Raw genomic sequence first — 26,491 nt, forward strand, 5'->3', positions numbered from 1 at the left:
CTTCGCGGCCGCGGCCGGTGCAGCAGCGGCTGCAGCGGGAGCCGGAGCAGCGGCAGGCTTGGCGGGAGCAGCGGCGGGCTTTGCAGCACCTGCGCCATCCGTGATCTGGCCGAGCAGCGCGCCAACCGCGACGGTCGTACCGTCAGCAGCGATGATCTCGCTCAGCGTACCCGCGGAGGGCGCCGGGACTTCGATGGTGACCTTGTCGGTCTCGAGCTCCACCAAGGGCTCGTCGACGGCGACGGGATCGCCGGCCTTCTTGAACCAGCGGCCGATGGTGGCCTCGGTGACGGATTCGCCGAGCGTCGGCACACGAATTTCAGTCATGGTCTTTTCCTTAAGGGATCGCCAATGCGGTCATGAATTCCATACGTCATTGCCCGCGAATGCGGGCAATCCAGTACGCCGTGACCTTGGTGATCAGAACGAACGCCGCGGAGTACTGGACGCCCCGCCCCAGTGCGCAACTGCGCACAAGGCGGGGCATGACTCAGTTTAAAATTGCCTAGCTCAGTGCTTCGTCCAGGAACGCCTTCAGCTGCGCCTGATGCTTGGACATCAGACCCGTGGCGGTCGCGGCGGAAGCAGCGCGGCCGACATAACGCGGACGCCGGCTCGCACCGTGCACCTGGTTCAGCACCCATTCCAGATAGGGCTCGATGAAGTGCCAGGCACCCATATTGCGGGGCTCTTCCTGGCACCACACCACTTCGGCCTTCTTGAAGCGGGACAGCTCGATCACCAGCGCCTTCAGCGGCACCGGATAGAGCTGCTCGACGCGCATCAGATAGATGTCGTCGATGCCGCGCTTCTCGCGCTCCTCGTAGAGGTCGTAATAGACCTTGCCGGAGCAGAGCACGATACGGCGGATCTTCTCGTCCGGAACCAGCTTGCTCGCCTCGTTCGGCTGCATCTGGGCGTCATCATAGAGGATGCGGTGGAAGGTCGTGCCCTTCGCGAGCTCTTCGAGACGCGACACCGCCCGCTTATGGCGCAGCAGCGACTTCGGCGTCATCATGATCAGCGGCTTGCGGATCTCGCGGTGGAGCTGGCGCCGCAACACATGGAAGTAGTTCGCCGGCGTGGTCGGATAGACCACCTGCATGTTGTCTTCCGCGCACATCTGCAAGTAGCGCTCGAGACGCGCCGAGGAGTGCTCCGGGCCCTGGCCCTCATAGCCATGCGGCAGCAGGCAGACGAGACCCGACATGCGCAGCCATTTGCGCTCGCCCGAGGAGATGAACTGGTCGAACACGACCTGCGCGCCGTTGGCGAAATCGCCGAACTGGGCTTCCCACAGCGTCAGCGTGTTCGGCTCGGCGAGCGAATAGCCGTATTCGAAGCCGAGCACGGCCTCTTCCGACAGCAGCGAGTTGATGACCTCGTAATGGCCCTGCTCGCTGCCGAGATGGTTGAACGGCGTGTAGCGGCTCTCGTCCTCCTGGTCGATCAGGACCGAGTGACGCTGCGAGAAGGTGCCGCGCTCCGAATCCTGTCCGGACAGACGGACGTGATGGTTTTCATGGAGCAGCGTGCAGAACGCCAGCGCCTCGCCGGTCGCCCAGTCGATGCCATTGCCGCTGTCGATCGCCTTGGCGCGGTTCTCCAGGAAGCGCTGGATGGTGCGGTGAACGCGGAAGCCGTCAGGCACCTTGGTGATCTTGCGGCCGATGTCCTTCAGGATCGGAAGGTCGACGCCGGTGACGCCGCGCCGCGCATCCTCCTCCTGGTCGGCAATCTTGAAGCCCGCCCACTTGCCGTCGAGCCAGTCGGCCTTGTTCGGCTTGTAGGACGTGCCGGCCTCGAACTCGGCATCGAGCCGCGCGCGCCAGTCGGCCTTGGCCTTGTCGACCTCGCCCTCGGTGATCACGCCTTCGCTGATCAGACGCCGCGAGTAGAGCTCCAGCGTCGAGGGATGGGCCGCGATCCTCTTGTACATCACCGGCTGGGTGAAGGCCGGCTCGTCGCCCTCGTTATGGCCATGCCTGCGGTAGCAGAACATGTCGATGACGACGGGCTTGTGGAACTTCTGCCGGAACTCGGTGGCAACCTTGGCCGCGAACACGACGGCTTCCGGATCGTCGCCATTCACGTGGAAGATCGGCGCGTCGATCATCTTCGCCACGTCCGACGGATAGGGCGAGGAGCGCGAGTAGCGCGGATAGGTGGTGAAGCCGATCTGGTTGTTGACGATGAAGTGCACCGAGCCGCCGGTGCGGTAGCCTTTCAGGTCGGACAGGCCGAAGCACTCCGCGACCACGCCCTGGCCGGCGAACGCCGCGTCGCCGTGCATCAGCAGCGGCATCACGGAGATACGCATGTCCGGCGGATCGCCGTGCTGGTCCTGCTTGGCGCGGACCTTGCCGAGCACGACGGGATCGACGATCTCGAGATGCGAGGGGTTCGCGGTCAGCGACAGGTGGATGCGGTTGCCGTCGAACTCGCGGTCCGAGGAAGCGCCGAGGTGATACTTGACGTCGCCGGAGCCTTCGACGTCCTCCGGGTTGGCGGAGCCGCCCTTGAACTCGTGAAACAGCGCGCGGTGCGACTTGCCCATCACCTGCGTCAACACGTTGAGGCGGCCGCGATGCGGCATGCCCAGCACGATCTCCTTCACGCCGAGATTGCCGCCGCGCTTGATGATTTGCTCCAGCGCGGGAATCAGCGATTCACCGCCGTCGAGACCGAAGCGCTTGGTGCCGGTGAACTTGGTGTCGCAGAATTTTTCGAAGCCTTCGGTTTCGATCAGCTTCATCAGGATGGCTCTGCGACCTTCGCGGGTGAACGAGATCTCCTTGTCCGGTCCCTCGATGCGCTCCTGGATCCAGGCCTTCTGCGCGGCATTGCTGATATGCATGAACTCGACGCCGAGCGTCTGACAGTAGGTGCGCTCGCAGATCGCGGTGATCTCGCGCAGCGTGCCGTATTCGAGACCGAGCACGTGATCGAGGAAGATCTTGCGGTCGAAATCGGCTTCGCTGAAGCCGTAGGTGCGCGGATCGAGCTCTTCGCGGTTGCGCGGGGCTTCGATGCCGAGCGGATCGAGCTTGGCGTGGAAATGACCGCGCATGCGGTAGGAGCGGATCAGCATCAGCGCGCGGACGGAGTCGCGCGTGGCCTGGAGCAGGTCGGCGGAAGAGAGGCCGGCCCCCTTGGCCTGCGCCTTGGCGGCGATCTTGCCGCCGACCGCCTTCTCGACTTCGGCCCAATTGCCGTCGAGGGCCGAGGTGAGGTCGTCCTGCGGGGTCAGCGGCCAGTTGGCGCGCTCCCAGGACGGGCCTTCGGCGTTCTTGCTGATGTCACCGGGCTGGTCGTTCAGGCTCTTGAAGAACTCCCGCCACTCGGTGTCGACCGAGGACGGATCCTTCTCGTAGCGGGCGTAGATTTCGTCGATGTAGGTGGCGTTGGTGCCCTGCAAAAAGGATGAGAGGGCAAAGGCTGCGTTCGCGTCCTGGCGAGACATACTGGAGTTCCTGGCGATTTCGGTTCGCGCATAACAAACGGCGCTGGCGCCGAGCTCCCGGCAGAGGCTCGGCGCGACAGGCACCCTTTACCCTATTTGCTGCGAAACTTCGCCCGGAAAAGCACGAAGAAGTGAATTAGCCTTTCAACTTTTCGGCAAGCGTATGGCCGAGGCGCGCGGGCGAGGGAGAGACGGTGATTCCGGCCGATTTCATCGCTTCCGTCTTGGAACCGGCATCGCCCTTGCCACCCGAGATGATCGCGCCAGCATGGCCCATGCGGCGGCCGGGAGGTGCCGTGACACCGGCGATGAAGCCAACCATCGGCTTCTTACGGCCGCGCTTGGCCTCGTCCTTGAGGAACTGGGCGGCATCCTCCTCGGCGGAACCGCCGATCTCGCCGATCATGATGATCGATTCGGTCTTGGGGTCTGCAAGCAGCATTTCCAGGACGTCGATGAACTCGGTGCCTTTGACCGGGTCGCCGCCGATGCCGACCGCGGTGGTCTGGCCGAGGCCTTCCTGGGAGGTCTGGAACACGGCTTCATAGGTCAGCGTGCCGGAGCGGGAGACGATGCCGACGCTGCCGGTCTTGAAGATGTTGGCCGGCATGATGCCGATCTTGCACTCGCCGGCGGTCATGACACCCGGGCAGTTCGGCCCGATCAGGCGCGACTTGGAGCCGATCAGCGAGCGCTTCACGCGCACCATGTCGACGACCGGAATGCCCTCGGTGATGCAGACGATCAGCGGGATCTCGGCATCGATGGCTTCGCAGATCGCGTCCGCCGCACCCGGCGGCGGCACGTAGATCACCGACGCGTCCGCGCCGGTCTTCTCACGCGCCTCGCGCACGGTATCGAACACCGGCAGGCCCAGATGGGTCGCGCCGCCTTTGCCCGGCGAGGTGCCGCCGACCATCTTGGTGCCATAGGCAAGCGCGGCCTCCGAGTGGAAGGTGCCGTTCTTGCCGGTAAAGCCCTGGCAGATGACCTTGGTGTTCTTGTCGATCAGGATGGACATGAGGTCTGCTTTCGCGAACTAACGAGTGAGAGGTCAGTGGATGCGGCGGTAGACGCCGGTGAGCACGTCGGCCCAGCCTTCCGCGTCCGGCGAGAACTGGATCTTCAACGAATAGGAGTTGTCGTCGATGATCTCGTAGACGTGGCGCGCATTGCCGCGGAGCGAGCCGCGCACCAGCGTCAGGGTCTTGCCGACCCAGCCGCCGGAGGCGGGCGAGGGCGGCGTGTAACCGAGCGAGTCGTACCAGAACAATTTGTAGGTCCGGTCGTCACGGTCATAGGTGAAGATGCCGTGGGTGGCGAAGATCTGCTTGCCGTCGCGCATCTGGACCGAGTCCTGGATCAGATAGAACCCGTTGAGGTCCATGCGCGCGACGACGTGAGAGGTGGCCGGCCCGCCCTCCGTCCAGCGCGACGGAAAGACCATCTCTTCGCCATTCCATTCGCCGGCGAACGCGGCGAGGCGCGTGTGCTCGGGGAGCGGGGATGATGCGGCGAGATGGTCCTGGGCCATGGCCTTAGCCTCCCTTGACGGCCTTCACGATCTTCTGCGCGGCGTCGTCGAGATTGTCGGCCGGCACCACGTTCAGGCCGGATTCACGGATGATCTTCTTGCCGAGCTCGACATTGGTGCCTTCGAGGCGGACCACCAGCGGCACGCTGAGGCCGACCTCGCGCACGGCGGCGGTGACGCCCTCGGCGATCACGTCGCACTTCATGATGCCACCGAAGATGTTGACCAGGATACCCTTCACGTTGGGATCCGCGGTGATGATCTTGAAGGCGGCCGCGACCTTTTCCTTGCTGGCGCTGCCGCCGACGTCGAGGAAGTTGGCCGGCGACATACCGTAGAGCTTGATGATGTCCATCGTCGCCATGGCGAGGCCGGCGCCGTTGACCATGCAGCCGATATTGCCGTCGAGGGTGACGTAGTTGAGATCGTATTTCGACGCCTCGATTTCCTTGGCGTCTTCCTCGGTCTCGTCGCGCAGCGCGAGCACCTCGGGATGACGGAACAGCGCGTTGTCGTCGAACGAGACCTTGGCGTCGAGCACGCGGAGCTGGCCCTGCTTGGTCACGACCAGCGGGTTGATCTCGAGCATCGACATGTCCTTGGCGACGAAGGCGGCGTAGAGCTGCGCGGTCAGCTTCTCGGCCTGCTTGGCGAGATCACCTGACAGGTTGAGCGCCTTCGCAACCGTGCGGCCGTGATGACCCATGACGCCGGTCGCGGGATCGACCGAGAAGGTCACGATCTTCTCAGGCGTGCTGTGCGCGACCTCCTCGATGTTGACGCCGCCCTCGGTCGAGACGACGAAGGAGACGCGCGAGGTCTCGCGGTCGACCAGGATCGAGAGGTAGAATTCCTTGTCGATGTCGGAGCCGTCCTCGATGTAGAGGCGGTTGACCTGCTTGCCGGCGGGACCGGTCTGCACGGTCACGAGCGTGGCGCCCAGCATCTGCTTGGCGAATTCGGAGACCTCGGCGGCCGACTTGGCGATACGGACGCCGCCCTTGTCGCCGGCGCTGGCTTCCTTGAACTTGCCCTTGCCGCGGCCGCCGGCGTGGATCTGGCTCTTCACCACCCAGACCGGACCCGGCAGCGCCTTGGCGGCGGCTTCCGCGTCAGCGGGCTTCAGGACGGGCACGCCCTTGGAAATCGGCACGCCGAACTCGCTCAGCAGCGCTTTGGCCTGGTACTCATGGATATTCATATGGTCGCTCCCTGAACCCGCGGGCGGTGACCTCAAGGGCCCACCTCAGTCTTGTGGCTGGCATACCATATACCACAGGAACTGCAACCCGGATTCTTTGACTTCGAGATCTCTGGACTGGGAGATCACTGACTGGCCCGGAGCCCGCCCGGACACCCGGGCCCCGGAAATGAAACCGCCGAAGACCGGTTTTCGGGCTTCGGCGGGAATTGCTGGCGCTTAGCGGCCGAGAAGATCGGGGGCGATCTTCCTGCAGGCGTCGACCAGGCCCTGGACGGCGCCGACCGACTTGTCGAAGGCCTCGCGGTCCTTGCCGGCGAGCTCGATCTCGACCACGCGCTCGACACCCTTGGAGCCGATCACGACGGGCACGCCGACATACATGTCCTTCACGCTGTACTCGCCGTTCAGGTAGGCGGCGCAGGGCAGCACGCGCTTCTTGTCCCTCAGATAGCTCTCGGCCATCGCGATCGCGGACGCCGCCGGCGCATAGAAGGCCGAGCCGGTCTTGAGCAGGTTGACGATCTCAGCGCCGCCGTTGCGGGTGCGGTCGACGATCTCGTCGAGACGCGCCTGCGAGGTCCAGCCCATCTTGACGAGATCGGGCAGCGGGATGCCGGCGACGGTGGAGTACTTCACCAGCGGCACCATGGTGTCGCCATGGCCGCCGAGCACGAAGGCGGTGACGTCCTCGACCGAGACGTTGAACTCGTCGGCCAGGAAGTAGCGGAAGCGCGCCGAATCCAGCACGCCGGCCATGCCGACGACCTTCTTGTGCGGCAGGCCCGAAGCCTTCTGAAGCGCCCAGACCATCGCGTCGAGCGGGTTGGTGATGCAGATGACGAAAGCGTCGGGAGCGTACTTCTTGATGCCGGCACCGACCTGCTCCATGACCTTGAGGTTGATGGAGAGGAGGTCGTCGCGGCTCATGCCGGGCTTGCGCGGCACGCCGGCGGTGACGATGCAGACCTTGGCGTTTTCGAGAGCTTCGTAGGAGTTCGCGCCGGTGTAGCGTGCGTCAAAGCCGTCGACCGGCGAGGACTGCGCGATGTCGAGCGCCTTGCCCTGCGGCACGCCCTCGGCGATGTCGAACATCACGACGTCGCCCAATTCTTTCAGGCCGATGAGGTGAGCCAGCGTTCCGCCGATCTGGCCGGAGCCAATCAAAGCAATCTTGTCGCGCGCCATGTGAACCTGTCCTTTAGACACGTAAGGAGGGGAAAACTGAGACGGGTGGTTATCCCTTTCGCCTCCCCCGTTCAAGTCGGTGGATGCCCATTTGTCGGGCTTGCCGCGATAGCGGCCATACCCGGTCCATCCTTCCGGGATGCGCCGACAGGCGCGGGCCCGGAATCCATTGAGCTGCAGAGTTGGTGGCGCGATGGATTCCGGGCTCGCGCTTTTGCGCGCCCCGGAATGACAGCGCTGGCAAATAGGACTTAAGTCTCTACCAGGCCCTTGGTCGAGCCGCTGGCGGTGGAATCCTTGCGGCCGTGAGGCAGCGCCAGATAGGATTCCGAGCTCATCTCGATCAGGCGTGACGCGGTCCGCTTGAACTCGTTGGCCTCGTTGCCTTCGGTGGCGAGGTACAGCGAGATCGGATTGGCATCGGCCGAGGCCATCAGCTTCACCGCATTGTCATAGAGCGTGTCGATCAGCGTGATGAAGCGCTTGGCGGCGTTGCGCTGGGAGACGTCCATCACTGGAATATGGTCGACCAGGATGGTGTGATAGTCGTGCGCGAGCCTGAGGTAGTCCGATGCCCCAAGCGGCTTCTCGCAGAGATCGGCGAACGAGAACCGCGCCACACCATGGGCCGAGCACGGCACGTGCAGGATGCGTCCCTTGATCGAAATGTCGCGCGGCTTGCATCGGACGCCGCCGCTCATCTTCGACCAGGCGCGGTCGAGCGCTGCGTCCGCATCGCCGTCCGCCGGCGTCAGCCACATCGGCACGCCCTGAAGCTTCTCCAGGCGGAAGTCGGTGCGCGCATCGAGCCGCGCAACGTCCATGTTGTCGGTGATCTGCTTGATGAAGGGCAGGAACAGCGACCGGTTCAGGCCGCCCTTGTAGAGATCGTCGGGCGCAACGTTCGAGGTCGCGACCACGACGGTGCCGAGCTCGAACAGCTTTGCGAACAGACGGCCGAGGATCATCGCGTCCGCAATATCGGTGACGTGGAATTCGTCGAAGCAGAGCAGCCAGCTCTCTTCGAAGATCGCGTTCGCGGTCAGCGCGATGACGTCGCCGTCGGCGATCTCGCCGCGCGCGATGCTCTGGCGATAGTCGTAGATGCGCTCATGCGCTTCCGCCATGAACTCGTGGAAATGCGCGCGGCGCTTGTGCTCGACGGTACTGTACTGGAAGAACAGGTCCATCAGCATGGTCTTGCCGCGACCGACCTCGCCATGGATGTAGAGCCCGCGCGGCGCCTCGTCCTTGTCACTGCTGAACAGGCGGCTGAGCAGGCCCTGCTTGCGCTGCGGCTTGTAAGTCGCGAGCCGCAGGTCGAGCGCCGCATAGGCCTCGGCGACTTCGGCCTGCGCGGCATCGGGCTCGATCGCGCCGGACGCGATCTCGGCCTGATACGCCTCGCTGAACGGGGAACTTGGGGTCGTGAGCATGGCCCCTTACCGCCAGAGACCGGCGGAAATTGCAAGCCGTGAATTGGTGGATGGGGTATGCGGATTCGTGTCCCGGACGCGCTGACCCGGGACCCACTGTTTCGTTCATCGCCAAATTTCGTTCATCGCGAGCGCTGGGCCCCGGCTCTACGGCCGGGGCACGAGAGCGAGCTACGCGCACAGCTCGTAAGCGTCCTCGACGACATACGGGCCGCCGCCGGTGGAGGCGCGGGATGAGAACAGAACAAAACGCTCCGCCATGAACGCCTGGCTCGGGAAGTAGCCGCGCAGCGAGAGATAGTCGGCGACATCGCGATCGGAGGCGTCGTGCAGCCGGGCCAGCGTGACATGCGGGATGAACTTGCGGCCTTCGGGGTCGAGACCGATCCGCTGCATCATGCGTTCGAGCTCGGCCTGCAATTCCATCAGCGGCTTGCTCGGCGCGATCGTCGCAACGACTGCCCTCGGTTTGCGGCCGCCAAAACTCGTGAGGCCCTGCACCTTCACCTCGAACGGCTTGCGGTCGACGCGAAACAGCATCGAGGCGATCTCGTTGGCGGAGACACCGTCGATATCGCCGATGAAGCGCAAGGTGACGTGATAGTTTTCGGGATCGATCCAGCGGGCGCCGGGGAGGCCACCCCTCAAGTTGGAAAGCGACTGGCCGATCTCGGCCGGAATTTCCAGACCAGTGAACAAACGCGGCATCGTTTCGCACTCCCGATGCTTGGGTACAGCCCTCAAGGCAAGGACCATACCCAAATTAGAGCCGGCGACGAATCACCGGTACCCTGATTCCTATCGCAGTTGTGTGACTCTGCGAAGCTTGGCCAGCCTCAGCCCCGAAAAACCCTGGGAATTACGGTTAGCGCTGCCTGCTTTTCAACGCCGTTGCTCAGCTGTCGTGCCAAGGAATGCCTCCACGGTGGGCATGATGTTGCCGACGATGATGTCGACGCCGGCCGCGGTCGGATGAATGCCGTCGGCCTGATTGAGCTTGGCGTCAGCTGCGACGGCATCGAGGAAGAACGGATAGAGCGGCACGTCGAATTTTTTCGCCAGATCCGGATAAATCGAATTGAAGCGCGCGGCGTAATCGGCACCATAATTCGGCGGCGCCAGCATGCCGCACAGCATCACAGCGATCTTGCGTGCCTTGAGCCGCTGGATGATGTCGCTCAGCGCGGCGCGCGTCAAATCGGGATCGATGCCGCGCAGCGCGTCGTTGGCGCCGAGCTCGACGATGACGGCCTCGGTTCCTTCAGGCACCGACCAGTCGAGCCGGTCGCGACCGCCGGAGGAGGTGTCGCCGGACACCCCGGCATTGATCATGTCGACCGCTATACCCTTGGTCTGCAAGGCCTTTTGAAGCTTTTGAGGGAATGCTTCCTGGGCCGGCAGGCCGAGACCGGCGCTCAGGGAATCGCCGAGCACGACGAGCTTGATCGGCTTCTGCCCCTGTGCCGAGGCCGTCGTCACGGCCGTCATCAAAGCGAACATCAACACGGCTATGTGCATGAACAATCCGTAACGCCTCTCGACCGCGCCAGCGGAGTTGCCATATGACCGGACCATGGACAGTCGCATCGAAACCTCTTCGCTCGCCGCCACCGCGGCGGACACCATCGCCATCTCCAACGTCAATCTCTCATTGGGCACGGGCGCGGCACGCGTTCACATCCTCAAGGATATCAGCCTGCGCGTGGGCCGGAGCGAGACGATCGGCCTGATCGGCCCGTCAGGCTCGGGCAAATCCACGCTGCTGATGGTGATGGCGGGGCTGGAGCGTCCTGATAGCGGAGAAGTGGTGGTGTCCGGCACGCCTTTCAATGCCCTCGACGAGGACGCGCTGGCCCGCTTCCGCGGCCGCCAGGTCGGCATCGTCTTCCAGTCCTTTCATCTGATCCCGACCATGACGGCGCTGGAGAACGTCGCCGTGCCGCTCGAGCTCGCCGGCAATCCCGATGCCGCCAGGCGCGCGGCGCAGGAGCTGCAATCGGTCGGGCTCGGCGATCGCCTGCATCACTATCCGACGCAGCTTTCCGGCGGCGAGCAGCAGCGCGTTGCGCTGGCGCGCGCGTTGGCGCCCGATCCGGCGATCCTCGTCGCCGACGAGCCGACCGGCAATCTGGATGAGGCCACCGGAAAGCAGATCATCGATCTCCTGTTCAGCAAGCATGCCGAGCGCGGCATGACATTGGTGCTGGTCACGCACGATTCCTCGCTGGCGCATCGCTGCGATCGCGTCATCCGCCTGCGCTCCGGGCGCATCGACACGCAGTCCGCGCCCGCATGAGCACGGCTGCCGAACCGTTCGCGAGGCCTAATGGCGTCGCGCTATCGCTGCGCTACGCACTGCGCGAATTGCGCGGAGGCCTGCGCGGCTTCTACGTCTTCATCGCCTGCATCGCGCTCGGCGTGATGGCGATCGCCGGCGTCGGCTCGGTCTCGGCGAGCCTCTCCGACGGTCTTGCGCGCGAAGGCCGCACGCTGCTCGGCGGCGACGTCTCCTTCGTGCTGTTCCAGCGCGAGGCCAAGCCGGAAGAGGTCGCCTTCCTGCGCTCGCGCGGCACCGTGTCGACCGCCGCGACCCTGCGCGGCATGGCGCGCTCGACTGATGGCAAGCTCGCGCTGGTCGAGATGAAGGCGGTCGACGACAGCTATCCGATGCTCGGCCAGCTGAAACTGGCGCGGCCGCTGCCGATGTCCGATCTGCTCGCCGAGCGTGACGGCACCTTCGGTGCCGCTGCCGATCCAACGCTGCTGACGCGGCTGTCACTCAAGCCCGGCGATCGCGTCACCATCGGCTCGGCGACCTTCCAGATCCGCAGCACCGTCGAGGCCGAACCCGACAAGCTCGCCGGCGGCATCGGCTTCGGCCCGCGCTTCCTGATCAGCCAGGCGGGCCTGCGCGCCACCGGCCTGATCCAGCCCGGCAGCCTGGTGCGCTGGGTCTACCGGGTGAAGCTGCCTGACGCCGCCAACAGCGAGCGCGCCACCGAGACTTTCATCGCTGACGCGCGCAACGCGGCGCCGCAGGCCGGCTGGGAGATCCGCAGCCGCTCCAACGCCTCGCCGCAGCTCGAGCGCAACATCAACCGTTTCACCCAGTTCCTGACGCTGGTCGGCCTCGCCGCGCTGCTGGTCGGCGGCGTCGGCGTCGCCAATGCCGTGAAGAGCCATATCGACCGCCGGCTCGAGGTGATCGCGGCCTTCAAGGCCGTCGGTGCCACCGGCCGCGACGTGTTCGGCATCTATCTCGCGCAGGTGATCCTGCTTGCCGCGATCGGCTCGGTGATCGGTCTTGCACTCGGCGCCGCGATGCCCTTCGCCATCGTCGGCCTGTTCGGCAAGCTGTTGCCGCTGCCGGTGGTGCCGGCCGTGCATGCCGACGAGCTCGCGCTGTCCTTCGTCTATGGCCTGCTCACGGCACTGGCCTTCGGCCTGTGGCCGCTCGGCCGCGTGCACGACGTGCCGGTGGCCGCGCTGTTTCGCGACACCATCAGCTCCGAATGGCACCGGCCGCGCTTAGGCTACCTGGTGTTCATGGGCGTCGTGATCGTCCTGCTCATCGCCGTCGTGATCGGCCTGTCCTTCGACAAGCGCATCGCCGCGGTGTTCGTGGCCTCCTCCGTCGTCGTGTTCGCCCTGCTGCGCGGTATCGCCGCATTGCTGATGACCATCGCACGGCACCTGCCGCGGACGCGGCTGCCGATGCTGCGGCTGGCCATCGCCAACATCCACCGGCCGGGCGCGCTGACGCCGTCCGTCGTGCTGTCGCTCGGGCTCGGGCTCGCCGTGCTGGTCACCATCACCCAGATCGACGGCAATCTGCGCCGGCAGTTCCTGGCGGCGCTTCCCGAGCAGGCGCCATCGTTCTTCTTCATCGACATCCCGAGCGCCCAGGCCGAGCAGTTCGACGGCTATCTGCGCCAGATCGCCCCCGGCGCCAAGGTCGAGGACGTGCCGATGCTGCGCGGCCGCATCGTCGGCGCGCGCGGGTTGCGCGCCGAGGAGCTCAAGCCCTCGACCGATTCCGAATGGGTGCTGCAAAGCGACCGGGGCCTGACCTATACCGGCGAGCTGCCGAAGGGGTCCAAGGTGGTCGAGGGCGAATGGTGGAGCGCCGACTATTCCGGCCCGCCGCTGGTCTCGATGGAAAAGAAGATCGCCGACGGACTCGGTCTCAAGCTCGGCGACGAGATCGTGGTCAACGTGCTCGGCCGTGACATCCCGGCTAGAATCGGCAATCTGCGCACCATCGACTGGCAGGGGCTCGGCATCAACTTCGTCCTCGTCTTCTCGCCGAACGCCTTCAAGGGCGCACCGCATACCCATATCGCAACGCTGACCGAAGCCGGCAGCAACGTTGCGGGCGACGGCAAGATCATCAAGCAGGTGGCCGACGCCTATCCGATGGTGACGAGCGTGCGCGTGCGCGAGGTGATGGAGACGGTCGGTTCGGTGGTGACCAACCTGGCGCTGGCGATCCGCGGCGCCAGTGCGGTGACTCTGATCTCGGCGATCCTGGTGCTCGGCGGGGCGCTCGCCGCCGGCCATCGCCACCGGGTCTATGATGCGGTGATCCTGAAGACACTGGGCGCGACGCGGCTGCGGCTGCTCGGCGCCTATGCGCTGGAATACCTCCTGATCGGGCTCGCCACTGCGGTGTTCGGCGTGATCGCCGGCAGCATCGCGGCCTGGATGATCGTGACGCGGCTGATGACGCTGAGTTTCGTCTGGCAGGCCGGCAGCGCCGCCGGCGTGGTCGCGGCCGCGCTCGTCGTCACCGTCGGGCTCGGGCTCGCCGGCACGCTGCTCGCGTTGAACAAAAAGCCCGCGACGGTGTTGCGGAATTTGTGACAAAAGGTAGCGGCTGGCCGCGCGGGAGCGAAATCGCACGATTCCTGCGATTAACCACGTCCGCCCGTCAGGATTGTGGCCGAGGGCGACATTCGGCCGCGCGTGGACGGTTGCAGCGAATGTGTTAGTTTCCCACATATCGAGTGGGTTCGGAGCCCCGATTGTGAGCCAAAATTTAGTCGGCTGGGATCGGTATCCGAGATAGAACTGACGAACCGGCGGCATGGCGACCCTCATGCCGGACCGGACCAACCAACGGGAATTCGACCATGTCGGACCTAGACCGTAACTACGCTTCTCCTTTCGGCAGGGCCGCCGGGCGTGTTGACGCCGCGACGGTCGATGCCGGCCTGCGCGCCTATATGCTGCGCATCTACAATTACATGAGCATTGGCCTGGCCATCACGGGCCTTGCCGCGCTCGGCGTCTACATGGCCGCCGTGACGGACGTCCCGACGCCGGAAGCCGTCCGCGTCGGCAAGCTGTTCCTGACGCCGTTCGGCTACGCGATGTTCGTGAGCCCCCTGAAGTGGCTGTTCATGTTGGCGCCGCTCGCGATGGTATTCGTGATCTCGGCGGGCATCAACCGTCTGGCACCCTCGACCGCCCAGATCCTGTTCTGGGTGTTCTCGGCGCTGATGGGCATCTCGCTGTCGTCGATCTTCCTGGTGTTCACGCACACCTCGATCGTGCGGGTGTTCTTCATCACCGCGGCGACCTTCGGTGCGCTCAGCCTCTACGGCTACACCACCAAGCGTGACCTGACCGGAATGGGCTCGTTCCTGTTCATGGGCCTGATCGGCATCATCATCGCCAGCCTGGTCAACCTGTTCCTGGCCAGCTCGATGCTGCAGTTCATCGTGTCGGTGGTCGGCGTGCTGGTGTTCGCGGGCCTCACCGCCTGGGATACCCAGCGGCTGAAGAACGACTACATCTACGGCTACGCCTCGGCCGGCGGCGACATCGCAGAGCGTGCGGCCATCACCGGCGCGCTGTCGTTGTACCTGAACTTCATCAACCTGTTCACGCTGCTGTTGCAGCTCCTCGGTCAGCGCGACTAACGCCAAGACGAGGGAACGAGATGAACCCCGGCCGAAAGGCCGGGGTTTTTGTTTGTGGCCGGGTGTTTCCGCGAGCACCGTCATTGCGAGGAGCCCTTGCGACGAAGCAATCCAGAGTCCCTCCGCGGATGCATCTCTGGATTGCTTCGCTACGCTCGCAATGACGCCGGGGGATGCCCCCAGCCCCCTTCCAGCGGCCGCGGGAAGGCTCTAATCTTCCCCCCATGTCCGCACCTGAAATCAGGCCCACCACCGAGGCCGACCTTCCCGCCATCACCGCCATCTACCAGCAGGCCGTCCGCGAGGGCACCGCGACGTTCGAACTGGAGCCTCCCGACCTTGCCGAGATGACGCGGCGTTATCGCGCGCTGATCGACGGCGGCTATCCCTATTTCGTCGCCATCCTCGATCGTTGCGTCGCCGGCTATGCTTATGCCGGTGCCTACCGGCCGCGGCCCGCCTATCGCTTCACGGTGGAGAACTCGATCTATCTCGATCCCTCCTTCCATCGCCGCGGTGTCGGCTCCCTGCTGCTGGAGCGGCTGATCACCGCATGCGAGGCGCGCGGCTTCCGCCAGATGATCGCCGTGATTGGCGATTCCGCCAATGCCGGCTCGATCGGCGTTCACACCAAGGCGGGTTTCAAGATGATCGGCACGCATCCCAATGTCGGACTGAAATTCGGCCGCTGGCTGGATACGGTGATGATGCAGCGCGACCTCGGCGAGGGCGCGCGCACGGTGCCGGGGAAGTAGGGGGGGGCTCGTGATTCCGGGGCGCGCGCAGCGCGAACCCGGAATCCATTGAACGACACGGACGGTGGATGAATGGGTTCCGGGTTCGCGACTTCGTCGCGCCCCGGAATGACGACCGAAGGTCTTCACACCACCGCCAGCTTCCGATCGATCACCAGCAGCACGCGCTCGAGCTCGTGACCGCGGCGCAGGATCAGGCCGGTCGCCGAGATCACGCTGTACATGCCCTGCTTGCGCGCGAGCCGCGGGTCCTTCTCGATGCGGTAGATCGGCACTTCCGAGGCGCGGCGATAGACCGAGAACACGGCGCGGTCCTTCAGGAAGTCGATGGCGTAGTCGCGCCACTCGCCGTCGGCGACCATGCGGCCGTAGAGATTGAGAATCCGGTGCAGCTCGAGGCGGTTGAACGTCACCCGATTCGGCTGCGTCGTCGCAGCGGCGGGGCGCGCCGCCGCGCGCTGCTCGCTCGGCTCGGCATCCTCCGACATCAGATTCATGGGAAGCGCCTCCTCATCGCACGGCATGACCCGCGTCCGCGACAACCGGAACCTCGGGCATCATGACAGTTGCATGATTGCGCCAACCGGTCCCTACCGCAAGGGGGCCTTCCCGTTCGACTCATCGAATCGGGACACACGCAATGGTGGAACTTTGTCGCGGCAAACCGTCACGGGATCGTTAGCAGGAATCATAGTGTCGCCGCTTTTCCGCCTAGCGACTGCCGCCCTGCACTGCGAAAAGACTTACGTGCGTTGGCCCGGTCCTTCGGTTCCGGATTCCTCAGCCCCCAGCCCCCCGGGGTCGACAGGATCGGGTCTGTACGCGCGACAAGGAGGGCCAACGCAAGTTGGTCCTTTTTTGTTTGTGTCGGGATGTTTCCGGCTCGCCGAGCCTTCCCTCTCCTCATGCACCGGCTCTCTCCCCTCATCCTGACAGCTTGTGAGGCTCTCTCGTCATTCCGGGGCGCGACGAAGTCGCGAGCCCGGAATCCATCGGGCTGCAGAGACGACCGCGCAATAGATTCCGGGCTCGCGCTGACGCGCGCCCCGGAATGACAAAGGGAGAGAGAGAGAGCGGCCCCGCTCTCAGTCCCTCATCCTGAGGGCCGCGCTCGCGCGGCGTCTCGAAGGAAAGGCCGAGCTGCATCCACCGGGCCTGCATGGTTCGAGACGCGCGCAAGGGCGCACTCCTCACCATGAGGAGTTGGAGCGAGTGCGACGCTGGCGAGCGAGTTAACTCAGTGCAGCGACGTGTACGCCGCGCCCAGCATCGGACCCGGCTTCTCTCGGCTGCCATCCTGCACATAGACCACCGCGCCGTCGACACCGTCGCGCGTGAGATTCTCGATCGGCACCGTCCAGCTTTCCGGACGGCCGGTCCAGTCGCCGACCTTGAGCAGGTTGCGCACCACGTTGTGGTAGGTGACCTGCTGTCCGCGATTTTCGCCGCGGGTGATCGTGATCGGCACCGACTTGGCGATTGAGCAGATCCAGACCTCGCCATGCGAGACCGTGGGCTCGTTGCTCGCGGCCACGGAGACGCTGATCTGCTTGCCCGCAAGCGACATCGTCACCGGCACGCTCATCACGCCCATGCCCTTGTCGGTCTTGCCGATCGCATTGTCGATGCCGGTGCGATCGCTGCCGATGACATGGGTCGAGCCATTGACGACGACCTGCGGCGTGTAGACCTCACGGTCACCGCGCATGCGCGAGTAAGCACGCTGCCGCGCAGAGAAGCGCGAATCGGCCAGCGTGTCCTTCCAGCCGAGATAGTCCCAATAGTCGATCGGCATGCTCAGCGCGATGACCGAGGGATCTTTGGAGAGATCGCCGATGATCTTGTCGGCGGGCGGGCAGGACGAGCAGCCCTGCGAGGTAAACAATTCGACAACGGCGCGGGGATCAGCCTCGGCAGGGCGGATGACGGCGACGATCGCACAGATGCCGAGAGCACCCGACCAGAGGGCACTGGACCAACGTGAAATCGGATGAGAAGCCGTCATTGTTGTCATATCGAACGCCGCACACCATTGCTCGTGAGAGGGAATCTTATCGCCTGATGGTCACCGTAGTCTTACGGGGCGCAGCACATTCATCCGTCCAGGAGGAGGTTTTCCACCGGCCGGGCCCATCCGAAACGTGCCGCAAAACGCGCGAAGGCGGCCTTTTGATAGGCCGCCTTCGTTCTGGCTTCTACTCACTTCGCAGTGAGCCATCGTTCACAAATCCGCGCTTACGCCGCGAGCTTGCGCAATACGTAGTGGAGGATGCCGCCATTGCGGTAGTAGTCGAGCTCGTCCAGCGTATCGATGCGGCAAAGCAGCGAAACGCGCTGCAACGAACCGTCGCCGGAGACGATCTCCGCGGTCAGCTTTTGGCGCGGCTTGAGGTCGCCGACGAGGCCGCGCAACGTGACCTTCTCGTCGCCCTTCAGACCCAGCGACTGCCAGGAGGTGCCATCCTCGAAGGTCAGCGGCAGCACGCCCATGCCGACCAGGTTCGAACGGTGGATGCGCTCGAAGCTCTGGCAGATCACGGCGCGAACGCCGAGCAGGCGCGTGCCCTTCGCGGCCCAGTCGCGCGAGGAGCCGTTGCCGTATTCGGCGCCGGCGAACACCACCAGCGGCACCTTCTCTTCCTGGTACTTCATCGCGGCGTCGTAGATCGACATCTGCTCGCCGTCGGGCCAGTGCTTGGTCAGACCGCCTTCCGGAATGTTGCCGTCAGCGCCCTTGAGCATGAAGTTCTTGATGCGGATGTTGGCGAAGGTGCCACGCATCATCACTTCGTGGTTGCCGCGGCGCGTGCCGTACTGATTGAAGTCCGCGGGGCGCACCTGGTGCTCGCTGAGATATTTGCCGGCGGGCGAGGTGAGCTTGATCGAGCCGGCCGGCGAGATGTGGTCGGTGGTGATCTTGTCGCCGAACATGGCGAGGATGCGCGCCTCGACGATGTCGGTGACCGGCTCCGGCTCCTTCTTCATGCCGTCGAAATAGGGCGGGTTCTGCACATAGGTCGAAGACATGTTCCAGCGATAGGTCTCGCTCTCGACCGTCTTGATCTTGCGCCAGTTGGTGTCGCCCTTGAACACGTCGGCATACTTCTTCTTGAAGATCGACGCGGTCACGAACTTCTTCATGAAGGCGTTGATCTCCTTCGTCGTCGGCCAGATGTCCTTCAGGTACACCGGCTTGCCGTCCTTGCCCTCGCCGAGCGGCTCCGTGGCGAGATTCTTGGTCACGCTGCCCGCGAGCGCGTGCGCGACGACCAGCGGCGGCGAGGCCAGATAGTTCGCCTGCACGTCCGGCGAGACGCGGCCTTCGAAATTGCGGTTACCTGAGAGCACGGCAGCGGCGACGATGCCGTTGTCGTTGATCGACTTCGAGATCTCTTCCGGCAGCGGACCGGAATTGCCGATGCAGGTGGTGCAGCCGAAGCCGACCAGGTTGAAGCCGACCTTGTCGAGATCTTTCTGCAGACCGGAATCGGCGAGATAGCCTGCGACCACCTGGCTGCCCGGGGCAAGCGAGGTCTTCACCCACGGCTTGGCCTTGAGGCCCCTCGCAGCCGCGTTGCGCGCAAGCAGGCCGGCGCCGATCAGCACGCTCGGATTCGAGGTGTTGGTGCAGGAGGTGATCGCCGCGATCACGACGTCGCCATGGCCGATCTCGAAGTCCTTGCCCTCGACGGCAAAGCGCTTCTCCGGCTCCTCGGCCTTCTTGTACTCGCTGCTGAGCGCGAGCGAGAAGCCCTCGGCCACCGACGGGAGCGCGATGCGCCCCTCGGGACGCTTCGGACCGGCCATCGACGGCACGACGTCGCCGAGGTCGAGCGTCAACGTTTCCGTGAACACCGGATCGGCCGACTTGGCGGTGCGGAACAAGCCCTGCGCCTTGGCATAGGCCTGCACCAGCGCGACGCGCGCCGAGGCGCGGCCGGAAGTCTTGAGATAGTCGAGCGCGGCGGCGTCGACCGGGAAGAAGCCGCAGGTCGCGCCATATTCGGGCGCCATGTTGGCGATGGTCGCCTTGTCGGCGACGGAGAGATGGTCGAGGCCGGGGCCGAAGAACTCGACGAACTTGCCGACCACGCCGAGCTTGCGCAGCATCTGCGTCACCGTCAGCACGAGGTCGGTCGCGGTGACGCCTTCCTTCATCGCGCCCTTCAGCTTGAAGCCGACCACGTTCGGCAACAGCATCGACAGCGGCTGGCCGAGCATGCAGGCTTCCGCCTCGATGCCGCCGACGCCCCAGCCGAGCACGGCGAGACCATTGACCATGGTGGTGTGGGAATCGGTGCCGACCAGCGAGTCGGGATAGGCGACCTCGAAGGTGCCGGTCTTCTTGCCGACCGTCATCTTCTCCTTCTTGGTCCAGACCGTCTGGGCCAGATATTCGAGATTGACCTGGTGGCAGATGCCGGTGCCGGGCGGCACGACCGAGAAGTTCGAGAACGCCTTCTGGCCCCACTTCAGGAACTCGTAGCGCTCCTGGTTCTGCTTGTATTCCTCAGTGACATTCTTGCCGAAGGCCTTGTTGTCGCCGAAGAAGTTCACGATCACGGAGTGGTCGATGACGAGGTCGACAGGGACCAGCGGGTTGATCTTCTCAGCATCGCCGCCGAGCTTCTGCATCGCGTTGCGCATCGCGGCGAGGTCGACCACCGCGGGTACGCCGGTGAAGTCCTGCATCAGCACGCGCGCCGGGCGGAACGCGATCTCATGCTCCAGCGACTTCTTGCGCAGCCACTTCGACACCGCGACGATGTCTTCCTTCTTGACCGAACGGCCGTCCTCGTTGCGCAGCAGGTTCTCGAGCAGGACCTTCATCGAATAGGGAAGTTTCGAAATTCCCTTCAGACCATTCTTCTCGGCCATGGGCAGGCTGTAATAGACATAGGTCTTGGCGCCGACCTTGAGGGTCTTTTTGCATTTGAAGCTGTCGAGCGAGGTCATGTAGGAATCCCAATTGTTAGTTATACCCGGCAGGGTATTTTAACACCGTCAGCGTATCAGGCTGGGCCGCTTGCAGGGGCAGGTTGAGTTGCTGCATCAAGTAGTTCCGGGCTTATAGAAGCTTTCTAACCGCGCCGCCACAGCCACAATCGTGCCGCGCCAATCCGCGAGCCAAAAATTCCCATGCGCTACCCCAAGTTTTCCTGAGGCCTGGCTTTGAGCGGGTTGAAACGAGGCGAGATGCGGCTTTCAGGTCACGGGCTCAGATGCGTGCGCGGTGGCCGCGAGGTGTTCGCCGGCCTCGATTTCGCGGCTGCCGCGGGCGAAGCCCTGGCGGTGATGGGTCGCAACGGATCGGGCAAGACCTCGCTGCTGCGGCTGATCGCCGGCCTGCTCATTCCGGCCGGCGGAACGATCGCGCTGGATGGCGGCGACGGCGAGCTGACGCTGCCGGAGCAATGCCACTATCTCGGCCATCGCGATGCCCTGAAGCCGGCGCTGAGCGTGGTGGAAAATCTGGCATTCTGGGCTGATTTTCTCGGCGGCGAGCGCTGCGATGCCGCCGAGAGCCTCACCAAAGTCGGCCTCGACCACGCCACCCACCTGCCCGCCGCCTTCCTCTCCGCCGGCCAGCGCCGCCGGCTGTCGCTGGCCCGTCTGCTGACCGTGCGCCGCCCGGTCTGGCTACTGGACGAGCCGACCACGGCGCTGGACGTGGCCGGCCAGGACATGTTTTCCGGATTGATGCGACAGCACTTGGCAAGCGGCGGCCTGATCATCGCCGCCACCCACGCCCCGCTGGGGATCGACGCGCGCGAGCTGCGGATCGGGGGTGTGGGGTGAAGCGACCCGACCCTCAGCTTTCCGAGCGCCCAAGCTCCGCTCTCTCCGTTCCCTCCCCGCTCCCCCATCTCGCACCCGGGAAGCAGGCGTCGCCGGGGGCTCCCACGCCTCTCCCGCTTGCGGGAGAGGCCGGCGCGGAGCGCCGGGTGAGGGTTCTCTCCTCTGGGGGAATCTTCGTTGTCGAGACACCCTCTCCCCAGCCCTCCCCCGCAAGCGGGGGAGGGAGCGCACCGCCTTTGGGGCACGAGGGGAGCCCCCCATGACCGCCCTGTCGGCCCTCATCCGCCGGGACATCCGGATCGCGCTCCGTGTCGGCGGCGGGGCGCTGATCGGCGTGCTGTTCTTCCTCACCGTGGTGGTGCTAATGCCGTTCGCGGTAGGGCCCGATCTGGCGTTGCTGTCGCGGCTCGGGCCGGCCATCCTCTGGCTCGGCGCGCTGCTGGCAAGCCTGCTGACCCTGGACCGGCTGTTCATGGCCGACCATGAGGACGGTTCGCTCGACCTGATCACGATGAGCCGGACGCCGCTGGAACTCGCCTGCGCCGCCAAGGCGCTGGCGCATTGGCTGGCGGCGGGCCTGCCGCTGATCGTCGCAACCCCCGTGCTCGGCCTCTTGCTCAACCTCGACATGGTCGCAACCGGCGCGGTGGCGTTGACTCTGCTGGCAGGAACCCCGGCGCTCACCTTCACCGGCATGATCGGCGCGGCACTGGCGGTGACCCTGCATCGGGGCGGACTGCTGATGGCCGTGCTGGTGCTGCCGCTGTCGATTCCGGTGCTGATTTTCGGGGTCGCGGCCTCGCAGGCCGTGATCGTCGGTCCCATGACGTTCGGTGCGCCGTTCTCGATCCTCTGCGCGCTGTCGCTGGTCAGCCTCGTGATCGGACCCTTCGCGGCGGCGGCGAGCCTGCGGCACGGACTCGACTGAGATGGACTCGACTGAGATGGGCCCGCGTGACCTTGACCCGCATCAACTTTCGCGACGTGTTTTCGTGCTGATTGCCTGAGCGCTCCCGGATGATTATCAGAATACCATGACGCTGATCGACCTCGCCAATCCCACGCGGTTCCTCGCGCTGACAGCGCGTCTGCTGCCGTGGCTTGCGGCTGCGACCGTCATCCTGCTCGCCACCGGCCTGTACCAGTCGGCGCTTGCGCCCGACGACTATCAGCAGGGCGCGACGGTGAAGATCATGTTCATCCACGTGCCCAATGCCTGGCTGTCGATGTTCGTGTGGGGCGTGATGAGCATCGCCTCATTGGGCACGCTGGTGTGGCGGCATCCGCTCGCCGACGTCGCCGCGAAGGCAGCTGCGCCGATCGGCGCTGCCTTCACCTTCCTCGCGCTGCTGACGGGCTCGCTGTGGGGCCGGCCGATGTGGGGCACTTACTGGGAGTGGGACGCGCGGCTGACCTCGGTGCTGATCCTGTTCCTGATGTATCTCGGCCTGATGGCGCTGTGGCGCGCGGTCGACGATCCCTCGCGCGCGGCACGCGCCGCGGCGGTGTTGACGCTGGTTGGCGCCATCAATCTGCCCATCATCAAGTTTTCCGTCGACTGGTGGAACACGCTGCACCAGCCAGCCTCGGTGATGCGCATGGGCGGCTCGACGCTCGACAAGTCGTTCCTGATCCCGCTGCTGGTGATGGCGATCGCCTTCACGCTGCTGTTCGTCACGCTGCACTTGGCCGCGATGCGCAACGAGATCCTGCGCCGCCGTGTTCGCTCCCTGCAAATGATGCAGGCGAGCCGCGTCGCGTTTTCGAGCGAAGTGGACGCCGGTTCGCGTGAAGAAAACGCGTCAAAAGAAGCTGGAGCTGCGTGATGATGGCGCTCGGCCCTTACGCGTCGTTCATCGTGACGTCCTATGCCGCAGCGGCCCTCGTGGTCGTGATCCTGACTGGCTGGGTTATGCTCGACTATCGCAACCAGACGCAGCGCCTGCGCGAGCTCGATCGCAGCGGCGTGACCCGCCGCTCGGGCCGCAGCGCGACGGATCGATCATGAGCAATCAATCGAGCCCGGCGCCGCCGCAGCGCCGCACCTTCCTGATGGCGCTGCCGCTGATCGCCTTCCTCGGCCTTGCGCTGTTGTTCTGGTTTCGGCTCGGCAGCGGCGATCCCTCGCGGATTCCGTCCGCGCTGATCGGGCGGCCCGCGCCGCAAACGCTGCTGCCGCCGCTCGAGGGATTGCAGGCTGACAATGCGCCGGTGCCGGGGCTCGATCCTGCCGCGTTCAAGGGCAAGGTCAGCCTCGTCAACGTCTGGGCGTCCTGGTGCGTGCCCTGCCATGACGAGGCGCCGCTCCTGACCGAGCTCGCCAAGGACAAGCGCTTCCAGCTCGTCGGCATCAACTACAAGGACGCGGCCGACAATGCCCGGCGCTTCCTCGGACGCTACGGCAACCCGTTTGGCCGCGTCGGCGTGGACGCCAACGGCCGCGCCTCGATCGAATGGGGCGTCTACGGCGTGCCCGAGACCTTCGTCGTCGGGCGCGAGGGCACTATCGTCTACAAGCTGGTCGGACCGGTCACGCCGCAAAACCTCAAGTCGGTGCTGATGCCGGAGCTGGAGAAGGCGCTGAAGGCGGGATCTTAGCCAAGCCCGTCATTGCGAGGAGCGAAGCGACGAAGCAATCCAGAGTCTCTCCGCGGAAAGATTCTGGATTGCTTCGCGGAGCCTGTCATCGGGCCGCGCTTTGCGCGGACCCGTTGGCTCGCAATGACGAGTTGAGAGACCTCACCCCTTGCTCACATCTCCCGCCTCGGCCTCGCTCGCCTCCAGCGACACCGGCTCGAGATGATAGCGCTTGATCAGGGGCATCTGGATCATGCCGAAGATGGCGGTCAGCGGAAGGACGCCAAAGACCTTGAAGTTCACCCAGAAGTCCGTGCTCTGGGTACGCCAGATGAGCTCGTTCAGCACCGCCATGCCGGCGAAGAACAGCGCCCAGCGCAGCGTGAGGATGCGCCAGCCGTGCGGCGTCAGATTGAACACCTGGTCGAACATCACGGCGATGAACGAGCGGCCGAACAGCAGGCCGCCGCCGAGGATCGCGGCGAACAGGCCGTAGATGATGGTCGGCTTGACCTTGATGAAGGTCTCGTCGTGCAGCACTAAGGTCAGCGTGCCGAACACCAGCACGATCACGCCGGTCACGATCGCCATGATCGGGATGTGACGCGTCACCACATAGGAGGCGGCCATCGCCGCCACGATCGCCACCATGAAGGCGCCGGTCGCGGCGAACAGGTTGAACTTCGCATTGACGAAGAAGAACACGAGCAGCGGACCGAGCTCGGTCGCAAGCTTGAACAACGGATGCGGCTGGGTCTTGTCCATTCTCTCTTCCGTCTCTCCCATCCTTCGAGACGACCGCTTCGCGGTCTCCTCAGGATGAGGACCTCATGTGTGGCACGACCTCATCCTGAGGAGCCGCGCAAGCGGCGTCTCGAAGAATGACGCTATTCGATTCCGGCGATCGCGCGGGCGAAATCGCGCGCGGTGAAGGGCGCGAGATCGTCGACGCCTTCGCCGACGCCGATGAAATGCACCGGCAGTTTGAATTTTTCCGCCAGCGCCACCAAGATGCCGCCGCGCGCGGTGCCGTCGAGCTTGGTCATCACGAGGCCGGTGACCCCGGCGGTGCGATGAAAGGCCTCGACCTGCGACAGCGCGTTCTGGCCGACGGTGGCATCCAGCACCAGCAGCACCGCATGCGGCGCGGTGGCATCCACCTTGCGGATGACGCGCACGACCTTCTCGAGCTCGTTCATCAGCTCGGCCTTGTTCTGAAGCCGGCCGGCGGTGTCGATCAGGAGCACGTCGATGCTCTGCTCCTTCGCTGCCGTCAGTGCGTTGAAGGCGAGGCTTGCCGAATCCGATCCTTGCGCGCCGGCTATGACCGGCGTCTTGGTGCGCTCGCCCCAGACCTTGAGCTGCTCGATCGCCGCTGCGCGAAACGTATCGCCGGCGGCGAGCATCACCTTGCGGCCTTCGGACGCGAATTTTTGCGACAGTTTGCCGATGGTGGTGGTCTTGCCGGAGCCGTTGACGCCGACCACGAGGATGACGAACGGCGTCTTGCCGACGTCGATCTCGAGCGGCTTCGCGACCGGTACGAGCACCTTCTCGACTTCGGTCGCGACGACGTCCTTGACCTCGTCCGCCGAGATCGCCTTGTCGTAGCGCCCCGCGCCGACGGCGTCCGCGATCCGTACCGCGACTTGCGTGCCGAGATCGGCGCGCAGCAGCACGTCCTCGATGTCGTCGAGCATGGCGCGGTCGAGCTTGCGCTTGGTGACGAGGTCGGCGACCGCAGTCCCGAGCGAGGACGACGTTCGCTTCAGCCCGTTGGACAGGCGGCGCCACCAGCTCAGCTTGGAGGTCTCGGAGGTATCGTTCATGGCGGGGGTGTGTTAGCCGTTCCGGCGATTAAACGAAAGTCTTGCAATTGCTCGATGTTCCCGAATTGACCGCCGAGGAAATCTTAGGCCGCGTGCTCCATCGCGACGGCTTGATGCTGGTCATCGACAAGCCGGCCGGCCTGCCGGTGCATCGTGGCCCCAAGGGCGGGGCGAACCTCGAAGCCTCCTTCGACGCGCTCCGCTTCGGCCTGCCGCGGCCGCCGGTGCTGGCCCACCGGCTCGACAAGGACACCTCCGGTTGCCTCGTGCTTGGCCGCCACCGCAAGGCGACAGCTTCGCTCGGCCTCCTGTTCAAGCACGGCAAGATCGGCAAGACCTACTGGACCGTGGTCGAGGGCGGGCCTGCTGAAGACGAAGGCAGCATCGACATGCCGCTCGGCCGGCTCAATGCCGAGCGCGGCTGGTGGCAGAAGCCGGACCCGGAAGGGCAGAAGGCGATCACCAATTGGAAGGTCATGGGCCGCGGCGCGGGCCTCGCTTGGCTCGCCATGGAACCGGTGACCGGGCGGACCCATCAATTGCGGGTGCATTCGGCCGCGACCGGCTGGCCGATCGTCGGCGATAACATTTACGGCAACGGCCCGCGTTTCGGCGAGCCGCGCCTGCACCTGCATTCGCGCGAAATCGTGGTGCCGATCTCCCGGAACAAGGAGCCGATCCGCGTCGTGGCGCCGGCCCCGCCCCACATGCACGAGCGCCTCCGTGCCTGCGGATGGAACGGGGACTGAACCTCTCCCGCTTGGCTTGCGGGAGAGGTCGGCGCG

General features: G+C 65.0%; 24 protein-coding genes. 10 read left to right on the forward strand and 14 right to left on the reverse strand.

The window, feature by feature from the left end:
• The 9 genes from CWO91_RS31520 to CWO91_RS31560 form a co-directional block, all read right to left on the reverse strand.
• Positions 1-327 (reverse strand): biotin/lipoyl-containing protein (locus tag CWO91_RS31520; RefSeq protein WP_283811036.1); only part of this gene is annotated, 327 nt, incomplete at its 3' end.
• A 178-nt stretch (positions 328-505) separates the two neighbouring features.
• Positions 506-3,463 (reverse strand): 2-oxoglutarate dehydrogenase E1 component, encoded by a 2,958-nt coding sequence (locus CWO91_RS31525; protein WP_130219269.1) that lies wholly within the window; start codon positions 3,461-3,463, stop codon positions 506-508.
• 136 nt (positions 3,464-3,599) lie between these two features.
• Positions 3,600-4,484 (reverse strand): succinate--CoA ligase subunit alpha, encoded by an 885-nt coding sequence (sucD, locus tag CWO91_RS31530; RefSeq protein WP_091893094.1) that lies wholly within the window; start codon positions 4,482-4,484, stop codon positions 3,600-3,602.
• 33 nt (positions 4,485-4,517) lie between these two features.
• Complete coding sequence (locus CWO91_RS31535) at positions 4,518-4,997, reverse strand: DUF1579 family protein (RefSeq protein ID WP_091893092.1); 480 nt, start codon at positions 4,995-4,997, stop codon at positions 4,518-4,520.
• A 4-nt stretch (positions 4,998-5,001) separates the two neighbouring features.
• Positions 5,002-6,198, reverse strand: coding sequence for an ADP-forming succinate--CoA ligase subunit beta (gene sucC / locus CWO91_RS31540; protein WP_130219271.1), 1,197 nt, complete (start codon positions 6,196-6,198; stop codon positions 5,002-5,004).
• Positions 6,199-6,417: 219 nt separating this feature from the next.
• On the reverse strand, positions 6,418-7,386 hold the full coding sequence (mdh, locus tag CWO91_RS31545; RefSeq protein WP_130219273.1) for a malate dehydrogenase: 969 nt from the start codon (positions 7,384-7,386) through the stop codon (positions 6,418-6,420).
• Between the two features lie 251 nt (positions 7,387-7,637).
• A complete protein-coding gene (gene zapE / locus CWO91_RS31550) occupies positions 7,638-8,822 on the reverse strand; it encodes a cell division protein ZapE (RefSeq protein ID WP_130219275.1) in 1,185 nt (394 codons plus the stop codon).
• A gap of 171 nt (positions 8,823-8,993) precedes the next feature.
• Entirely contained in the window at positions 8,994-9,530 is a 537-nt protein-coding gene (gene thpR, locus CWO91_RS31555) for an RNA 2',3'-cyclic phosphodiesterase (RefSeq protein WP_130219277.1), read from the reverse strand.
• Positions 9,531-9,704: 174 nt separating this feature from the next.
• On the reverse strand, positions 9,705-10,340 hold the full coding sequence (locus CWO91_RS31560) for an arylesterase (protein ID WP_165405851.1): 636 nt from the start codon (positions 10,338-10,340) through the stop codon (positions 9,705-9,707).
• 55 nt (positions 10,341-10,395) lie between these two features.
• Here CWO91_RS31560 and CWO91_RS31565 point away from each other — a divergent pair, with 55 nt between their 5' ends.
• The 4 genes from CWO91_RS31565 to CWO91_RS31580 all read left to right on the forward strand — a co-directional run bounded on the left by CWO91_RS31565 (position 10,396) and on the right by CWO91_RS31580 (position 15,501).
• Positions 10,396-11,118, forward strand: coding sequence for an ABC transporter ATP-binding protein (locus CWO91_RS31565; RefSeq protein WP_128930650.1), 723 nt, complete (start codon positions 10,396-10,398; stop codon positions 11,116-11,118).
• Positions 11,115-13,685: an ABC transporter permease gene (locus tag CWO91_RS31570; RefSeq protein ID WP_130219281.1), complete on the forward strand. Its 2,571-nt coding sequence runs from the start codon at positions 11,115-11,117 to the stop codon at positions 13,683-13,685. Before CWO91_RS31565 ends, CWO91_RS31570 begins: the two co-directional genes overlap by 4 nt.
• Positions 13,686-13,954: 269 nt before the next feature.
• Positions 13,955-14,746 carry a Bax inhibitor-1/YccA family protein gene (locus tag CWO91_RS31575; RefSeq protein ID WP_025575992.1) on the forward strand — a complete coding sequence of 264 codons (792 nt, stop codon included), beginning with the start codon at positions 13,955-13,957 and terminating at the stop codon, positions 14,744-14,746.
• Positions 14,747-14,970: 224 nt separating this feature from the next.
• A complete protein-coding gene (locus CWO91_RS31580; RefSeq protein WP_130219283.1) occupies positions 14,971-15,501 on the forward strand; it encodes a GNAT family N-acetyltransferase in 531 nt (176 codons plus the stop codon).
• A gap of 125 nt (positions 15,502-15,626) precedes the next feature.
• Here CWO91_RS31580 and CWO91_RS31585 read toward each other — a convergent pair whose 3' ends face one another.
• From CWO91_RS31585 to acnA, 3 genes are all read right to left on the reverse strand, one after another.
• Positions 15,627-15,998 (reverse strand): DUF2794 domain-containing protein, encoded by a 372-nt coding sequence (locus CWO91_RS31585; protein WP_128930646.1) that lies wholly within the window; start codon positions 15,996-15,998, stop codon positions 15,627-15,629.
• A 740-nt stretch (positions 15,999-16,738) separates the two neighbouring features.
• Complete coding sequence (locus CWO91_RS31590) at positions 16,739-17,515, reverse strand: DUF1223 domain-containing protein (protein ID WP_130219285.1); 777 nt, start codon at positions 17,513-17,515, stop codon at positions 16,739-16,741.
• 221 nt (positions 17,516-17,736) lie between these two features.
• Positions 17,737-20,457 carry an aconitate hydratase AcnA gene (acnA, locus tag CWO91_RS31595; protein WP_130219287.1) on the reverse strand — a complete coding sequence of 907 codons (2,721 nt, stop codon included), beginning with the start codon at positions 20,455-20,457 and terminating at the stop codon, positions 17,737-17,739.
• Positions 20,458-20,697: 240 nt separating this feature from the next.
• Between acnA and ccmA the strand changes: the two genes are divergently transcribed.
• From ccmA to CWO91_RS31620, 5 genes are all read left to right on the forward strand, one after another.
• Positions 20,698-21,300 (forward strand): heme ABC exporter ATP-binding protein CcmA, encoded by a 603-nt coding sequence (gene ccmA, locus CWO91_RS31600; RefSeq protein ID WP_130219289.1) that lies wholly within the window; start codon positions 20,698-20,700, stop codon positions 21,298-21,300.
• 259 nt (positions 21,301-21,559) lie between these two features.
• Positions 21,560-22,228, forward strand: coding sequence for a heme exporter protein CcmB (gene ccmB, locus CWO91_RS31605; protein WP_028150494.1), 669 nt, complete (start codon positions 21,560-21,562; stop codon positions 22,226-22,228).
• A gap of 106 nt (positions 22,229-22,334) precedes the next feature.
• The gene (locus tag CWO91_RS31610; protein WP_130219291.1) at positions 22,335-23,126 is read left to right on the forward strand and encodes a heme ABC transporter permease; all 792 of its coding nucleotides are present in this window, start codon (positions 22,335-22,337) and stop codon (positions 23,124-23,126) included.
• Positions 23,123-23,308, forward strand: a complete 186-nt coding sequence (ccmD, locus tag CWO91_RS31615) for a heme exporter protein CcmD (RefSeq protein WP_130219293.1) — start codon at positions 23,123-23,125, stop codon at positions 23,306-23,308. Before CWO91_RS31610 ends, ccmD begins: the two co-directional genes overlap by 4 nt.
• Positions 23,305-23,898, forward strand: coding sequence for a DsbE family thiol:disulfide interchange protein (locus CWO91_RS31620; RefSeq protein WP_130219295.1), 594 nt, complete (start codon positions 23,305-23,307; stop codon positions 23,896-23,898). Before ccmD ends, CWO91_RS31620 begins: the two co-directional genes overlap by 4 nt.
• A 141-nt stretch (positions 23,899-24,039) precedes the next feature.
• On the opposite strand, the gene CWO91_RS31625 is transcribed toward CWO91_RS31620, so the two are convergent.
• Positions 24,040-24,642, reverse strand: coding sequence for a septation protein A (locus CWO91_RS31625; protein WP_130219297.1), 603 nt, complete (start codon positions 24,640-24,642; stop codon positions 24,040-24,042).
• Positions 24,643-24,764: 122 nt separating this feature from the next.
• Entirely contained in the window at positions 24,765-25,706 is a 942-nt protein-coding gene (gene ftsY / locus CWO91_RS31630; protein ID WP_130219299.1) for a signal recognition particle-docking protein FtsY, read from the reverse strand.
• A gap of 47 nt (positions 25,707-25,753) precedes the next feature.
• Between ftsY and CWO91_RS31635 the strand changes: the two genes are divergently transcribed.
• Positions 25,754-26,455 (forward strand): RluA family pseudouridine synthase, encoded by a 702-nt coding sequence (locus tag CWO91_RS31635; RefSeq protein ID WP_165405852.1) that lies wholly within the window; start codon positions 25,754-25,756, stop codon positions 26,453-26,455.
• Positions 26,456-26,491 lie beyond the last annotated feature (36 nt).

This window comes from Bradyrhizobium genosp. SA-3, assembly GCF_004212635.1.
In the GTDB taxonomy this organism is placed as follows: domain Bacteria; phylum Pseudomonadota; class Alphaproteobacteria; order Rhizobiales; family Xanthobacteraceae; genus Bradyrhizobium.

What these genes read in the sequence shown, in the direction of transcription:
- CWO91_RS31525 (WP_130219269.1), bottom strand. Translation starts at nt 3,463, where the DNA reads ATGTCTCGCCAGGACGCGAACGCAGCCTTTGCCCTCTCATCCTTTTTG.
- sucD (WP_091893094.1), bottom strand. Translation starts at nt 4,484, where the DNA reads ATGTCCATCCTGATCGACAAGAACACCAAGGTCATCTGCCAGGGCTTT.
- CWO91_RS31535 (WP_091893092.1), bottom strand. Translation starts at nt 4,997, where the DNA reads ATGGCCCAGGACCATCTCGCCGCATCATCCCCGCTCCCCGAGCACACG.
- sucC (WP_130219271.1), bottom strand. Translation starts at nt 6,198, where the DNA reads ATGAATATCCATGAGTACCAGGCCAAAGCGCTGCTGAGCGAGTTCGGC.
- mdh (WP_130219273.1), bottom strand. Translation starts at nt 7,386, where the DNA reads ATGGCGCGCGACAAGATTGCTTTGATTGGCTCCGGCCAGATCGGCGGA.
- zapE (WP_130219275.1), bottom strand. Translation starts at nt 8,822, where the DNA reads ATGCTCACGACCCCAAGTTCCCCGTTCAGCGAGGCGTATCAGGCCGAG.
- thpR (WP_130219277.1), bottom strand. Translation starts at nt 9,530, where the DNA reads ATGCCGCGTTTGTTCACTGGTCTGGAAATTCCGGCCGAGATCGGCCAG.
- CWO91_RS31560 (WP_165405851.1), bottom strand. Translation starts at nt 10,340, where the DNA reads ATGCACATAGCCGTGTTGATGTTCGCTTTGATGACGGCCGTGACGACG.
- CWO91_RS31565 (WP_128930650.1), top strand. Translation starts at nt 10,396, where the DNA reads ATGGACAGTCGCATCGAAACCTCTTCGCTCGCCGCCACCGCGGCGGAC.
- CWO91_RS31570 (WP_130219281.1), top strand. Translation starts at nt 11,115, where the DNA reads ATGAGCACGGCTGCCGAACCGTTCGCGAGGCCTAATGGCGTCGCGCTA.
- CWO91_RS31575 (WP_025575992.1), top strand. Translation starts at nt 13,955, where the DNA reads ATGTCGGACCTAGACCGTAACTACGCTTCTCCTTTCGGCAGGGCCGCC.
- CWO91_RS31580 (WP_130219283.1), top strand. Translation starts at nt 14,971, where the DNA reads ATGTCCGCACCTGAAATCAGGCCCACCACCGAGGCCGACCTTCCCGCC.
- CWO91_RS31585 (WP_128930646.1), bottom strand. Translation starts at nt 15,998, where the DNA reads ATGAATCTGATGTCGGAGGATGCCGAGCCGAGCGAGCAGCGCGCGGCG.
- CWO91_RS31590 (WP_130219285.1), bottom strand. Translation starts at nt 17,515, where the DNA reads ATGACAACAATGACGGCTTCTCATCCGATTTCACGTTGGTCCAGTGCC.
- acnA (WP_130219287.1), bottom strand. Translation starts at nt 20,457, where the DNA reads ATGACCTCGCTCGACAGCTTCAAATGCAAAAAGACCCTCAAGGTCGGC.
- ccmA (WP_130219289.1), top strand. Translation starts at nt 20,698, where the DNA reads ATGCGGCTTTCAGGTCACGGGCTCAGATGCGTGCGCGGTGGCCGCGAG.
- ccmB (WP_028150494.1), top strand. Translation starts at nt 21,560, where the DNA reads ATGACCGCCCTGTCGGCCCTCATCCGCCGGGACATCCGGATCGCGCTC.
- CWO91_RS31610 (WP_130219291.1), top strand. Translation starts at nt 22,335, where the DNA reads ATGACGCTGATCGACCTCGCCAATCCCACGCGGTTCCTCGCGCTGACA.
- CWO91_RS31620 (WP_130219295.1), top strand. Translation starts at nt 23,305, where the DNA reads ATGAGCAATCAATCGAGCCCGGCGCCGCCGCAGCGCCGCACCTTCCTG.
- CWO91_RS31625 (WP_130219297.1), bottom strand. Translation starts at nt 24,642, where the DNA reads ATGGACAAGACCCAGCCGCATCCGTTGTTCAAGCTTGCGACCGAGCTC.
- ftsY (WP_130219299.1), bottom strand. Translation starts at nt 25,706, where the DNA reads ATGAACGATACCTCCGAGACCTCCAAGCTGAGCTGGTGGCGCCGCCTG.